Source organism: Isoptericola jiangsuensis (assembly GCF_002563715.1).
Classification (GTDB): Bacteria; Actinomycetota; Actinomycetes; order Actinomycetales; family Cellulomonadaceae; genus Isoptericola; species Isoptericola jiangsuensis.
Genome location: NZ_PDJJ01000001.1, coordinates 1 through 13,330 on the forward strand (window position 1 = coordinate 1; position 13,330 = coordinate 13,330).

The 13,330-nt window shown below is 74.3% G+C and carries 10 protein-coding genes and 1 pseudogene; 6 read left to right on the top strand and 5 right to left on the bottom strand.

What is annotated here, in order from left to right; genetic code table 11:
• Positions 1–293: hypothetical protein (locus tag ATJ88_RS18180; RefSeq protein ID WP_211287422.1), on the top strand; the 293-nt coding region annotated here is incomplete at its 5' end.
• Between the two features lie 107 nt (positions 294–400).
• On the opposite strand, the pseudogene ATJ88_RS00010 reads toward ATJ88_RS18180, so the two are convergent.
• From ATJ88_RS00010 to ATJ88_RS00020, 3 genes and pseudogenes are all read right to left on the bottom strand, one after another.
• A pseudogene (locus tag ATJ88_RS00010) lies at positions 401–1,891 on the bottom strand (APC family permease).
• An 87-nt stretch (positions 1,892–1,978) separates the two neighbouring features.
• The gene (locus ATJ88_RS00015; protein ID WP_098461802.1) at positions 1,979–2,803 is read right to left on the bottom strand and encodes an ABC transporter permease; all 825 of its coding nucleotides are present in this window, start codon (positions 2,801–2,803) and stop codon (positions 1,979–1,981) included.
• Positions 2,800–3,651, bottom strand: a complete 852-nt coding sequence (locus tag ATJ88_RS00020; protein WP_342744864.1) for an ATP-binding cassette domain-containing protein — start codon at positions 3,649–3,651, stop codon at positions 2,800–2,802. Before ATJ88_RS00020 ends, ATJ88_RS00015 begins: the two co-directional genes overlap by 4 nt.
• A gap of 360 nt (positions 3,652–4,011) precedes the next feature.
• Between ATJ88_RS00020 and ATJ88_RS00025 the strand changes: the two genes are divergently transcribed.
• A complete protein-coding gene (locus tag ATJ88_RS00025) occupies positions 4,012–4,872 on the top strand; it encodes a TetR/AcrR family transcriptional regulator (RefSeq protein ID WP_211287423.1) in 861 nt (286 codons plus the stop codon).
• Between the two features lie 140 nt (positions 4,873–5,012).
• The gene (locus ATJ88_RS00030; RefSeq protein ID WP_098461807.1) at positions 5,013–6,290 is read left to right on the top strand and encodes a beta-ketoacyl-[acyl-carrier-protein] synthase family protein; all 1,278 of its coding nucleotides are present in this window, start codon (positions 5,013–5,015) and stop codon (positions 6,288–6,290) included.
• Between the two features lie 103 nt (positions 6,291–6,393).
• Here ATJ88_RS00030 and ATJ88_RS00035 read toward each other — a convergent pair whose 3' ends face one another.
• On the bottom strand, positions 6,394–10,080 hold the full coding sequence (locus ATJ88_RS00035; RefSeq protein ID WP_098461808.1) for a S8 family serine peptidase: 3,687 nt from the start codon (positions 10,078–10,080) through the stop codon (positions 6,394–6,396).
• Positions 10,081–10,221: 141 nt separating this feature from the next.
• On the opposite strand from ATJ88_RS00035, the gene ATJ88_RS00040 reads away from it, so the two are divergent.
• A complete protein-coding gene (locus ATJ88_RS00040) occupies positions 10,222–11,295 on the top strand; it encodes a helix-turn-helix domain-containing protein (RefSeq protein ID WP_098461811.1) in 1,074 nt (357 codons plus the stop codon).
• Positions 11,296–11,409: 114 nt separating this feature from the next.
• Positions 11,410–12,003 carry a DNA-3-methyladenine glycosylase I gene (locus ATJ88_RS00045; protein ID WP_098465013.1) on the top strand — a complete coding sequence of 198 codons (594 nt, stop codon included), beginning with the start codon at positions 11,410–11,412 and terminating at the stop codon, positions 12,001–12,003.
• Between the two features lie 4 nt (positions 12,004–12,007).
• Here the strand turns inward: ATJ88_RS00045 and ATJ88_RS00050 are convergent, their stop codons facing one another.
• Complete coding sequence (locus ATJ88_RS00050) at positions 12,008–12,451, bottom strand: DoxX family protein (RefSeq protein ID WP_098461812.1); 444 nt, start codon at positions 12,449–12,451, stop codon at positions 12,008–12,010.
• Between the two features lie 147 nt (positions 12,452–12,598).
• Here ATJ88_RS00050 and ATJ88_RS00055 point away from each other — a divergent pair, with 147 nt between their 5' ends.
• Positions 12,599–13,330 carry a ZIP family metal transporter gene (locus ATJ88_RS00055; RefSeq protein WP_098461814.1) on the top strand — a complete coding sequence of 244 codons (732 nt, stop codon included), beginning with the start codon at positions 12,599–12,601 and terminating at the stop codon, positions 13,328–13,330.

Below are 13,330 nucleotides of genomic sequence, written 5' to 3' on the forward strand. Positions count from 1 at the left end.
ACCTCACGGGCGACATGTTCGACCTCATGGCGGCCGGGTTCGTCCTCAAGAGCGTCGGCATGGTCATGGTGCTCGGCGTGCTGCGCGCCGGCGGCGAGGTGCGGTTCTGCCTGCTGCTCGACGCCGGGGCGCAGTGGGGACTGCTGCTGCCCGTCGCGTGGGCTGCGGGACGTCGCCGGGCGTCCGCCCTCGTCCTGTTCGCCGTGCCCCTGCTGGAGGAGGCCGTGCGGATCGTCGTCGCGGGCGCGCGCATCCGGTCGCGGCGGTGGTTGCGCGACCTGGTCGTCACCTGACCCGGACGTCGCCCCCGCGACCCCGCGGACGCGACGAGCGTGCCGGGAGACTCCTCGTCCACAGGCTGCGAGGAGCTCCTGGCACGCTCGTCGTACGGACGGACCGGTCAGCGCTTCGGGTAGCCCGCCTGCGGCTTGTCGGTGTCGAGGTCCTCGACGTGCTCGAAGTGGATCTTCTCGTGCTTGGCCGTGCGGCGGTACAGCCAGGTGAAGAACGACAGCACGAGGCCGACGGCGACGAGCGCGCCCGCGATGAGGTACTGCTCCTGCTGCTCGGCCGCTGCGCGCCAGGGCCCCGCGAGGAACGCGCACGTGAGCGCCCCGACGACGGCCAGCGGCGTCCACGTGCGGAAGTGCTGGTGCTCGACGGGCCGGCGGCGCAGCACCAGCAGGGGCGACGTTCACCACGGTGAACACGACGAGCAGCAGCAGCGACGTCGTGCCACCGAGCAGCGCGATCGCGTCGGACCCGGCCTCGGTGCCGCTCTGGCGCACCACGTAGGTGATCAGGCCGTAGGAGATGAGCGTGGTCACGACGATCGACACCCACGGCGTCTGCCGGGTGCGGTGCACGCGGCCGGAACGCGCGCGGCAGCACCCCCTGGTTGGCGAGCCCGTACAGCAGGCGCGACGCCATGAGCATGTTGATGAGCGCCGAGTTCGCGACGGCGAACATGCCGATGAACGGGAAGATGACGTCGAACGGCAGGTTCGGGGCGCCCGCCGCCACCACCTGGGTCAGCGCGGACGCCTTCGTCGGGTCGGTGAGGTCGCCGACGGGCACCAGCGCCACCGCGGTGGATGGCGACCGCGACGTAGATGAGCCCGGTGACGGACAGGCCGGTGAGCATGACCCGCGGGAAGTCCTTGACGGGGTCCTTGCACTCCTCGGCCATGTTGACGGAGTCCTCGAACCCGACCATCGCGAAGAACGCGAGCGTCGTTGCGGCCGTGACGGCGAGGAACACCGACTTGTCGTCGCCCGACTCGAACACGACGACGCGCGAGAAGTCCGCACGCCCCTGGGTGACGCCCCACAGGCCGACGAAGATGACGAGCAGCAGACCCGACAGCTCCACGAGGGTGAGCACCACGTTCGCCTTGACGCTCTCCCCCACGCCGCGGAAGTTCACCAGGGCGACCAGCGTCATGAACCCCAGCGCGATGAGCAGCAACGGCGTCGAGCCGTCCGCCATCCCCAGGCCGAACCCGTCGTTGAGGAACCCGGCGAACGCGTTGGACGCCGTGGACGCCGACGTGATCCCCGAGCTCATCACCATGAACGCGACGACGAAGGTCACCAGGTGGATGCCGAACGCCTTGTGCGTGTACAGCGCCGCACCGGCCGCCTGCGGGTACTTGGTGACGAGCTCCAGGTACGAGAACGCCGTGATCGTCGCGACGACGAACGCGATGAGGAACGGCGCCCACGCCGCACCCCCCACCTCGCCGGCGACCTGCCCCGTCAGGGCGTACACGCCCGTGCCGAGGATGTCCCCGACGATGAACAGCAGCAGGAGCTTGCGCCCCATGACTCGCTTCAGCCCGGGCTCGGCGGGGTCGCCGCTCTGCTCGGGTGCCTCGGTCGTCCGGCTCATGGCCGACCTCCTCGTCCACCTGGTCCCGGATGTCGGGATTCCGTCGTCCATGAAACCCGCCGACGCGGGATCGCGCGCGTCGAGCGGTCAGCGACGCCGGCGGAACGCCGCGGCGGAGGCCGCCGCGAACACCGCCGACAGGCCCACGCACCAGGCGACGGCGAGCACGATCGTGTCGGTGAGGGCGTCACCCGTGGGAGCCCCGGGCGTGCCGCCCACGAGCAGGCCCCGGACGGACTCGATGACCGGGGTGACGGGCTGGTGCTCGGCGAACCCGCGCAGCCAGGTCGGCATGGACTCCACGGGCACGAACGCGCTCGACACGTACGGCAGGAACATGACGACGAACGTGAAGCCGCTCGCGGCGTCGGGCGAGCGGACGAGGACGCCCACCAGCACCGCCGACCACGTGATGGCGTGCAGGAACAGCACGAGGACGCCGATCGCGCCGAGCCACCCGGCGACGTCGGCGGTCGGTCGGAACCCGACGGCCCACGCGACGGCGAAGACGATCGCCGTGGTGAGGAGGTTCTTCACCAGGCTGGCCGCGACGTGCCCCGCCAGGACGGTCCACGCGACGACGGGCATCGACCGGACGCGGTCGATCATGCCGCCCGACATGTCGCGCTCGACGAACAGGGCGGTGCTGGCGGCGCCGAACCCGGCGGCGAGCAGGATGATGCCGGGCGTCGCGTAGGTGATGTACGACGTGCCGACGTCCATCGCCCCGCCGAACACGTACGTGAACATGAGCAGGATGACCACCGGCAGGACGGCCGCCGTGATCATGGAGTCGACGTCGCGGACCGTGAGGCGGACGGCACGCGCGGCCATGGCCCCGAGGTCGGCGACGAGGCCGCGCACGGCACCGACGGGGGCGTCGGAACGGGCGGGCAGGGTGAGCGCGGTCATGCCGCCACCTCCGTCGCGGTCCGGGCGGACGCGGGCGCGGCACCGTCGTCGTCCGGCGGGCCGTCACCCCCGGACCGGGCGGGGTCGACGCCGCGGGCGTGCCGGCCGGTCAGGGTGAGGAAGACGTCGTCGAGGGTAGGGGCGGTGAGGTCCCAGCGCAGCGGGGTGACGTCGGTGGCCTCCACCCGGCCGAGGAGCTCGCGCACCCCGCCGACGCTGCCGTCGGTGGGCACGCGCACACGGACCGCGCTCTCGGTGACCACGGGGACCCCGGCGGCCCCGAGCGCGCGCACGACCCGGTCGGCGTCGTCGGCGTCGGCCAGCACGAGGTCGAGCCCCGCCTCCCCGACGCGCCGCTTGAGCTCGCCCGGGGTGCCCTCGGCCGCGACCCGGCCGCCGTCGACCAGGGCGACGCGGTCGGCGAGCCGGTCGGCCTCCTCCAGGTACTGGGTGGTGAGGAACAGGCTGGTGCCCTGCGCGACGACCTCGCGCACGACCTCCCACAGCGCGAGGCGGGAGCGGGGGTCCAGGCCGGTGGTGGGCTCGTCGAGGAACAGCACCTCGGGACGCGTGACGAGTCCGGCGGCCAGGTCGAGGCGGCGGCGCATGCCGCCGGACCACGTGCCGACCTGCCGGTCGGCGACGTCGGCGAGGTCGAACGCGTCGAGGAGGTCGAGGACGCGTGCCTGCGCGGTGCGCTGCGGCAGGTGGGAGAGCCGGCCATCATCGCGAGGTTCTCGCGGCCGGTCTGCTTGTCGTCGACGGCCGCGTGCTGGCCGGTGAGGCTGATGCGCTCGCGGACGTGCCGCGCCTGGGTGACGACGTCGTACCCGGCCACCGTGAGCCAGCCGGAGTCGGGCGGCAGGAGGGTGGCGAGGATGCGGACGGTGGTGGTCTTGCCGGCACCGTTCGGGCCGAGGAGGGCGAGGACCTCGCCGCGGTGCAGCGTGAGGTCGACGCCCCTCAGGACGGTCTTGCGCCGGCGGCCGGTGCCGTAGGCCTTGGTGAGGGCCTCGGCGCGGACGACGACGTCGGCGGGGTCGGTCATGGTGACTCCTTCGATCTGCGTCGGCAACAAACTGTTTATGGTCTACGCGTTACTGTGGATGCTATACACAGTGCGTGGGGGCGCGTCAAGAGCCGCGTCTCGCGCCACGTCGCGGCCCCGCGACGGACACCCACCCCCGGGGCAGGGCACGATGGACCCGATGAGCACCGACCCGACCGACCTCACGATGCAGCGCCTCTGGGGCCGCCAGCCCCGCCCCCGGCGCGGCCCCAAGCCCGCGCTCAGCGCCGAACGGATCGTGGAGACCGCCTTCGAGCTCGCCGAGGCCGACGGGCTCGACGCGGTGTCGATGGCACGCGTCGCCGAGACCCTCGGCTGCTCCCCCATGGCGCTCTACCGCCACGTCAGCAGCAAGGACGAGCTGCTCGTGCTGCTCACCGACCGGGTCGCGGCGCTCCTGCCCGACCTCACGCCCGGGCTCGGCTGGCGCGCCGGGCTCGAACGGTGGACCCGCCTCCAGATCGAGCTCGTCGTCGCGCACCCCTGGTACCTCGACCTGCCCCTGGCCACCGCGCTCCCCGGCCCGCACCGGCTGCGCTGGTTCGACCAGGCGCTCGAGGCGCTGTCCGGCGTCCCCCTGCCGTTCGACGAGAAGCTCGGCATCCTCGGGCTGCTCGCCCAGCACGTCCTCGGCGAGGCGCAGGTGCAGGTCGACACCCGCCGTGCCGCCGTCGCGACGGTGCGGGCCACCACCGGCGTCGCACCCGACGTCCCCGACGCCGACCTCGACCCCGACGCCGTCGACCGCGCCAACCTCTACTACGACTTCGAGAAGCTCCTCACCAGCCTGGCGACCCCCGAGCACTACCCCCACCTGTTCGCGGCCGCCGCGGCGTGGGACCCGCAGGACGCTCCCCCCGCGAGCCCCACGGACGACATCGCGTTCGGGATCGGCGTCGTGCTCGACGGGATCGAGGTGTACCTCCGGCGCCGCACCGGCGGGGCCGTCGACAGCCCCGTCCCCGCACCCGCCGATCCCGACCGACCCCCCACCACCTGACGAACCGGACCCTTCCATGGCGCAACATCGCAGGTCACAGGCTTGCGCGTGTCACTGGAGCCCGGCCGTCCCGATAGGGCAGGGTGGGGTACGAACGGCCCCGCCTACGCAGGGCCGCCCGGCGACGGAGGTGCCCGCAGGTGCGACGGACGGTGGTCACAGGGATCGGGGCGGTCACGCCCCTCGGCCTCACGCTCGACGAGACGTGGCAGGGGTTGCGCACCGGCCGGTCCGGGGTGGGCGCCCTCGACGCCGACTGGCCCGCCGACGTGCCGGTCCGGATCGGGGCGCTCGTCGACGACCGGTTCGCCGACGCCCTCCAGGTGCGCGAGCAGCGGCGCACCGACCGCGGGGAACAGCTCGCGCTCGTCGCCGGCCGGCAGGCCTGGGACGACGCGGGCGCCCCCGACGTCGAGCCGGAACGCCTCGGCGTCGCGATCGGCACCGCCAACGGCGGGTTCGGCACCACGCTGCGCCAGCACCTGCTCCTCAAGGAGCAGGGGCACCGCGCCGTCAGCCCGCACGCCGTCACCATGGTGATGAACAACGGCCCCGCCGCCTGGGTGTCGATCGACCTGGGCGCGAAGGCCGGGGCGCGCGCCCCCGTCAGCGCCTGCGCCGCCGGCGTCGAGGCGATCCTCGCCGCCCGGTCCATGATCCGCGACGGCGACGCCGACGTCGTCGTCTGCGGCGGCGTCGAGGCCACGGTCGTCGACCTGTGCGTGTCCGCGTTCGCCCGCTCCCGCGCCATGTCGACCCGCAACGACGAGCCCGAACGGGCGTCCCGACCCTTCGACGTCGCCCGCGACGGCTTCGTCATGGGCGAGGGCTGCGTGCTGCTCGTCCTGGAGGCCGAGGAGCACGCCCGCGCGCGCGGCGCCCGCGTCCGGGGCGTGGTCGAGGGCGGCGCCCTCACCTCCGACGCCCACGACATCGTCGGCGGCGAGCCCGGCAACCAGGCGCGCACCGTCGGCCTCGCCCTCCGCTCCGCGGGCCTGACGCCCGCCGACGTCGGGTTCGTGCACGCCCACGCCACCTCCACCCCCGCCGGCGACGTCAACGAGGCCCGCGCCCTGCGCGCCGTGTTCGGCGACCCCCCGCCCGTCACCGCCACCAAGGCGTCCACCGGGCACCTGCTCGGCGCGTCCGGACCGCTCGGCGTCCTCGCGGCGCTCGGTGGGCTGGGTGGTCTCGCGAGTCCCGGGAGCCGCAGGGGGCCGACCGGCACCGCAGGGCTCGACGCTCCGGGGGCGTCCGGGGACGCCGTCGTCCCGCCGACCCTCAACCTCGACGACCTCGACCCGCAGATCGACCTCGACGTCGTCACCGCCGCCCGCCCGACGACGGCACGGCACGCCCTGGTCGACGCGTTCGGGTTCGGCGGCCACAGCTCCGCCCTGGTGCTGTCACGGGACTGACCCCGACCCCCTGGACGCAACGAGCGTGCTGGGTCGGTACCTCAAACCGTGGTTTGAGGTACCGACCCAGCACGCTCGTTGCAGCAGAGAGGGGGGACAGGCGTCAGCTCAGGCCGAACGCCCGCACCACCTCCTGCGTGACCGCGTTGCCCGCGTCGTCGTGCGCCGTCGTGCGCAGCGACACCGACCCGCCACCCTTCGGGGTGCTCAGCTGCGCGGTCCAGTCGTCACCGGAACGCTCGACGGTCACGGGCGACCACGTGGCGCCCTCGTCGTAGGACACCTCGAGGGCGACGTCCGTCACGGTGCCCGCGCCGACGGCGCCCACCGGGTGCGCGACCTCCAGGCCGACCGTCGTCCGGCCGCCGGCACGCACGGTGCCGTCGAGACCCGTCGCGACGTCGTAGCCGATCCCGAGCAGCGGCAGCGTGCCGACGTCGGCACGGTCGGTGACGAACGTCCACGCCGACGCGGTGCGTGTCGACCAGGCCCACGTCGTGGGCTCGACGGTCGTGTCGAGCTCGTAGCGGTACGTCTGCGGCCCGGCGGCGTCGGTCCGGGACCACGAGATCGACTGCGACGCTCCGGAGCGCAGCAGCGTGTCCCCCAGGTAGAGGCGCGACGCGATCTTGCGGCCCGACCCGAACGAACCGGTGAGCTCGCCCGGACCGGACGCCGTCGGCGTGTTCATCTTGAGGATCGTGCCGGTGTTGTTCGCCAGCCAGAAGCCGTCGCCCTGGCGCGGCGCGGTGACGCCGAACCAGTCGATCGTCTGGGTCTGCCCCGCGGTGTAGCGGGTCTGGAGGTCACGCACCTCCCGACCGTTCGCCGCGTCCACGGCGGCGAACCACGCGGCACCCGCACCCACGGCTGCCGGGCTGAGGTAGGTGACGTGCTCGGAGGCCGACTCCCAGGCCTGGCTCATGCCGAGGCACTTGAGCAGGAACGTCGAGCAGTCGTAGCGCAGGAGGTTGAGCGGGCGCGCCTCGGTGTCCGCGAACCGGTCGGTGACGACCGCGAGGTCGCCCGTGCGGGGTGCGACGACGAGGTCCGCGGGCGCCGAGCCCTCCCACGTGCGCTGGTAGTCGTACGCGTAGCCCGGGTAGGCGTCGGCTGTGCCCCGGATCGACGCGGTGCCGGCGGACAGCAGCCGCTCGCCGTCGGCGGCGCTGACCGACACCGTCGGCACGGTGCCGCCGGCGAGGTCGAACAGGGTGCCCGGGCCGTCGTTGACGACGACGAGCAGGGCGGCCCCGGCGTCCCGTGCCGCAGCGGCACGGGCGAGCGGGGTGACCGTCGCGCTCCTCGTCACGACCAGCGCCTTGCCGGCCGCGTCCACGGCCGCGACCTCGGCGGGCGTGCCCGTCCCGGCGGCGACGACCTCCAGGTCGACCTTCCCGTCGAGGCGGGTGCTGCGCGACTGGTAGACGGTGTCGAGCGTCCACGACGACGGCGTGTGCGCGCGGACCTCGAGCAGCGGCGCGAGACGGGACCAGCGGGCCGTCAGGTAGTACGGCCCGTCGGGGACGTCCCCGGTGGGCAGCACCCACGCCTCCGCGCCGGGGGCGACGGGCGTCGACATGCCGAACGGGATGCCGCCGGAGGGCGCGTGGTACCAGTCGACACGACCGGCCTGCGCGACGCTGGGGCGCGGGGTGTCGAGCCGCACGGGGGTGGCGTCGCGGGCGTCGAGCACGACGTGCACGTCCCCGTCCTCGACGGCGACGTGCGGCTCGGCCAGCCAGTACAGACGGTCGGTGCCGTCGTCGTCGGCGTAGCGCAGCTTGGTGGACACCGCGAGGGTGCGCGGCTCCACGCGCTTCGTGGCGATGCGGCCGTCGGCGTCCGCCTGCTCCGTGCGGAACACGCCGTTGGTGTAGTCGTAGACGAGCACCTCGGCGCCCGCGACCGGCGCACCGGACGTGCCCAGGACGGTGACGTCGACGTCGTACTTCTCGACCTCGCGGCTCAGGCCGGTGCCGGTGCGGGCCACGACGGTGCCCGCAGCGTCGGTCGCGACGACCTCGCCCAGGTAGTGGCCGGTCACGGGGGCGTCGGCGAACGACGCGGTGGCGTCCACCGTGGCGGTGCCGTGCGCGGGGACGACGACGTGGTCGGCGGAGAGCCGCACCACGTCGGCGGGACCGTCGGAGGTGGTGGACAGGTCGAGCGCGAGCTCGGCGTCCGTGTCGTTGAAGTAGGTGATGGTGCGGGTCTGCGGCGTGGGATCCGGGTCGCCCCAGGTGGCCAGGCCGAAGAAGACGGACCCGGTGGCGGACACGTCGTCGAGCGTCGCGGGGACGTCGAGGCGGCCCGTGCCGACCTCGTACAGGCTGCCGTCGACCTCCGTGGCGGACGACATGAGGGCGTCCTTGAGGCGCTGCGCGCCCCAGTCGGGGTGCTCGACGGCGAGCAGCGCGGCGGCGCCCGCGACGTGCGGCGTCGCCATGGAGGTGCCGCTCATCGTCGTGTAGTAGCCGGACCCGCGGGTGTGGTGGGAGCGGGCGGCGGTGATGTTCACGCCGGGGGCGGCCATGTCGGGCTTGAGGCCCTCGTCGAGGCCGCGCGGGCCCTGCGACGAGAAGGAGGCGAGCCGGTCGTCGTCGTCCGTCGCGGCGATCGTCAGGGCGGCGTCCGCCGTGCCCGGGCTCGTCACGGTGCCGGGGGCGCCGGAGTTGCCGGCCGCGACGACGAACAGCACGTCGTGCTCCGCGGACAGCGCGTTGAGGGACTGCGCCATCGGGTCGGTCTGGTCGGTGAGGGCGTCGTCGCCGAGGCTCATGCTGACGACGTCCGCGTCGGCCTCGGTGGCGGCCCACTCCATGCCGGCGATGATCCACGAGTCGAGGCCGTAGCCGTTGTCCGCGAGGACCTTGCCGACCGCGAGCTCGGCGCCCGGCGCGACGCCGGTGTTCTTCCCGTCGCTGGCCGCGCCGGACCCGGCGACGGTGGAGGCGACGTGGGTGCCGTGCCCGGCGCCGTCGGCGACCTCCTGGCCGGGGACGAACGAGGCGGTGGTCACGACGGCGTCGGCGAGGTCGGGGTGGTCGAGGTCGACGCCGGTGTCCAGGACGGCGACGCGGGCGCCGGTGCCGTCGTTGCCCGCGGCCCACGCCTCGGGCGCGCCGACGAGCGGGACGGAGACGTCGAGGGTCGCGGAGACCCGACCGTCGAGCCACAGCTTGGTCCAGCCGCCCACGAGGGTCCCGGGCGCGGTGGCCGACCGGGTGCCGCGCGTGGTGGCGGCGCCGGTGACGGCGGCCCAGAAATCGCTCGCCTCGTCCGCGTCGGTGCGCAGCGCGGCGCCGTCGACCGACGGCAGGTCGAGGGTCTTCGTGCTGCCCGCGGGAGCCTTCGGGGTGCTGCGCAGCCGCGCGGCGTGCTGCGCGATGACGGGGATGCCGCCGGAGGCGTCGTCGTAGCCGTACTCGACGAGGTCGGTGACGTTGAACAGCTCCCGGTCCAGCGCGTCGGAGGCGAGGTACGGCAGCGCCGCGTCGGGCACGACGTAGGTGTCGCCGTCGACGACGAGGGTCTGCGCCGGCGCGGTGGATCCCGGTGCGGGGTCGACCGTGATCGCCTCCTGGCCGTCCGTCGTCGTGGCGACGTGGACGACGTCGCCGGTGACGAGCGTGACCGTGACGGTCTCGCCGGTGGACGCGCCGGCGGTGGCCGCCGAGGTCGAGCCGTTGTCGGTGGGCGGGGTCGCTCCCCAGCCGGGGAGGACTCCCACCGCCAGCACGGCTCCCGCCGCGGTCGCGGCGATCCCGGCTCGGACGAGTGGTCGCATGGTGGCGCCTTTCGCGAGAACTGTTCGGTGCCTCGGGACACTTTCAGGCAACACGTGGCGGGCACAATGGCGGAGACTGGCGAGAATGCGCCATGACGGGAACCCGCAAGGACGGTCCCCGGGCAGGGAGGGGTGCGAGAGATGACGGACGGCAGCGTGCCGGGCGACGACGTCGGCGACCTCCTGGGCACCGCCGCCGGGCTGTCGGCCGACCTGCTCGCCGTCTACCGGCTGCTGGTCGCGACGCCGGGCGCGTCGGCGGGTCACGTCGCCGCGACCCTGGACGTCCCGCGGGGCGCCGCCCGCGAGCGCCTCGCCGCGCTCGCCGAGCGCGGGTTCGCCAGCGTCTCGGCGCGTCCCGACGACGGTGGCGACACCGGTGACGACGACGTCCGGTACGTGGCCGCGCCACCGTCGGTGGTGCTGGGCGGGCGCCTGGCCGCGCACGAGGTGGCGGTGCGGCGCGCGCAGGCGGAGCTCGACACCCTGGAGGAGATGTACCGGCACGCGGGTGCGGAGGGTGGCGCCGACGACGTGGTGCAGGTGGTGCGCGGCGCGGCCGAGGTGGCGCACTGGTTCGCGCGGGTGCAGTCGGGCGCGCGCGGCGAGGTGCGGGCGTTCGTGCAGCACCCGGTGGCGGTGACCGGTGCGGACGAGAACCACGTGGAGGACGAGCTGGTCCGCCGGGGCGTGCGGTACCGGGTGCTGTTCGAGCAGGCGGCGCTGGACACGTTCCCGGGCGGGCTGGACGCGTTCGCGGCCGGGCTGCGGGCCGGGGAGTCGGCGCGGGTGATCGACGCGCTGCCGCTGCGCATGGTGATCGCCGACGACGGCCTGGCGCTGCTGCCGGTGCTCAGCGCGCCGGAGCGGGCGTCCGCGGCGGCGATGCTGGTACGGCCGAGCGCGCTCCTCACGGGCCTGATCGCGCTGTTCGACACCCTGTGGACGCGCGCGGCCCCCGTCATCCTCGACGCGCCGTCCGGTGTGCCGTCGGTCGGGGTGGCGGACGACGTCGACGCCCGCCTGTTGTCCCTGCTGCTGGCGGGGAGCACGGACGAGTCGGCGGCGCACCAGCTCGGCATCTCGACGCGGACGGTGCAGCGCCGGATCCGCGAGCTGATGGACCGGGCGGGCGTGCGCACGCGCGCGCAGCTCGGGTGGCACGCGGCGCGCGCGGGGTGGGGCGACGAGCCGCCCGGCGCCGAGCGTCTCTGAAAGTCCGGGGTGTGGGCCTGATCCCGGACTTTCAGAGACGCTCGACGGTGGACGGAGCGCACCGGGCCTGTGGACGACCGCCACGGTGTCGGTCCCGTGCGGCAGCCTGAGGCCATGACGACCGCGACCGACCCCTCACCGGTGCCCGCCGGCCGCTGCTTCGGCGACGGCGACCCCCTCTACGCGCACTACCACGACACCGAGTGGGGCCTGCCGGTCCACGGCGAGGCCGAGCTGCTGGAACGGATCGCGCTGGAGGGCTTCCAGTCCGGGCTGTCGTGGCTGACGATCCTGCGCAAGCGGGAGGCGTTCCGGGAGGTCTTCGGCGGGTTCGAGCCGGAGCGGGTCGCGGCCCTGGGCCCGGACGACGTCGAACGGCTCCTGGGCGACGCCCGGATCGTGCGCAACCGCGCCAAGATCGAGGCGACGATCGCCAACGGCCGCGCCGTCCTCGCGCTGCACGAGGCCGGGCGGACCCTCGACGAGCTGTTCTGGTCCTTCGCTCCCCCGCCGCGGGCCGCCCGGGTGGCGACGTGGACGGACGTGCCGGCCCTCACCGACGAGTCGAAGGCGATGGCCAAGGCCCTGAAGAAGGAGGGTTTCCGGTTCTTCGGTCCGACGACGGCGTACGCGGCGATGCAGGCGTGCGGCCTCGTGGACGACCACCTGGCCACGTGCCCGGTCGTGCTCGGCGCGGCCACGTCCTGACGGATCAGTCCCGGTGCAGGGCGCGCCGGGTCGCCGACCACGCGCCGGTCGACCACAGGGCGAGGGCGACGAGGACGGCCTGGAACGGCAGGCGGGCGAGCCGCTTCGCGTCGGTGTCGAGCCCGAACCCGTCCTGGTGCTCCAGCCACTGCGCGACGTTGCCGGGGAAGATCACGACGAAGAACGCCGCGGCGATCAGCCCGACGGCGACCTTCCACCGGGACAGGGCGACCAGCGACCCGCCGATGACGATCTCGACCACGCCGGACGCGAGGACGGTGACGTCCTCGTCGACGGGGAACCAGGACGGCACCTGCGCCCGGAACTCCTCGCGCGCGACGGTGAGGTGGGAGATCCCCGCGCCGGCGAGCGCCAGGCCGAGGGCGATCCGCCCGAGCGTGCGCGGGAGGGAGGTCGCGGTGGGCTTGGTGAGCTCGGCGAGGTCCATGCCCGCGATGCTTCCACCGGTGGTCCGGGACCGCACCCGCGGACACGGCCCGGGCGGTGCGGGGTGCGGGCGGCCGGCGGCGTGGGCCGGCGGCGTGGGCCGGCGGCCCGAACGGCGGACCGGGCCCTGATCTGGTCGAATGTTCCGGTGGAGGGCTTCTGGTGGGGACTGCTGGGCAGCTCGTCGCTCCTGCTCGGCGCGGGGATCGTGCTCGTCCGGCCCCTGAGCCAGCGGGTCGTGGGGCTCGTCATGGCGTTCGGCGCGGGCATCCTCATCAGCGCGGTCGCGTACGACCTCGTGGAGGACGCCGCGGAGTCGACGGACGGCGGCTGGGTGCTGCTGGTCGGGCTGACGGCGGGTGCGTCCGCGTTCTTCGTGGGCGACCTGCTGATCGACCGGCGGGGCGGCCAGGGGCGCAAGCGGTCCACGGGCGAGCAGGCCCAGGGGTCCGGTGGCGCGATCGCGCTCGGCACCGTGCTGGACGGCGTGCCGGAGTCGGTGGTGCTGGGGGCGACCCTGGTGGGCGGCGGCGGGATCAGCGTCGCGATGCTGGCCGCGGTGTTCCTGTCGAACCTGCCCGAGGCGATGTCCGCGACGGCGGGCCTGCGGCAGGCCGGCACGTCCCGGGCGCGGCTGTTCCTGCTGTGGGGCGGCACGACCCTGGTGTCGGCCGTCGCGGCCGGGGTCGGCTACGCGGCGCTCGGCTCGGCGTCGGCGGCGACCGTCGCGCTCGTGCAGGCGTTCGCCGCGGGGGCCCTCCTGACGATGCTGGTGGACACGATGATCCCGGAGGCCGCGGAGTTCGCGGGCCCGGTGGGAGGACTGATGACGGTGCTGGGTTTCGCGGCGGCCTTCGGGCTGTCCCAGGTGGGTGGTTGA

Bases quoted from the DNA above. Each gene is read 5' to 3' on its own strand.
- ATJ88_RS00015 (WP_098461802.1), bottom strand. From the start codon at position 2,803: ATGACCGCGCTCACCCTGCCCGCCCGTTCCGACGCCCCCGTCGGTGCC.
- ATJ88_RS00025 (WP_211287423.1), top strand. From the start codon at position 4,012: ATGAGCACCGACCCGACCGACCTCACGATGCAGCGCCTCTGGGGCCGC.
- ATJ88_RS00035 (WP_098461808.1), bottom strand. From the start codon at position 10,080: ATGCGACCACTCGTCCGAGCCGGGATCGCCGCGACCGCGGCGGGAGCC.
- ATJ88_RS00040 (WP_098461811.1), top strand. From the start codon at position 10,222: ATGACGGACGGCAGCGTGCCGGGCGACGACGTCGGCGACCTCCTGGGC.
- ATJ88_RS00045 (WP_098465013.1), top strand. From the start codon at position 11,410: ATGACGACCGCGACCGACCCCTCACCGGTGCCCGCCGGCCGCTGCTTC.
- ATJ88_RS00050 (WP_098461812.1), bottom strand. From the start codon at position 12,451: ATGGACCTCGCCGAGCTCACCAAGCCCACCGCGACCTCCCTCCCGCGC.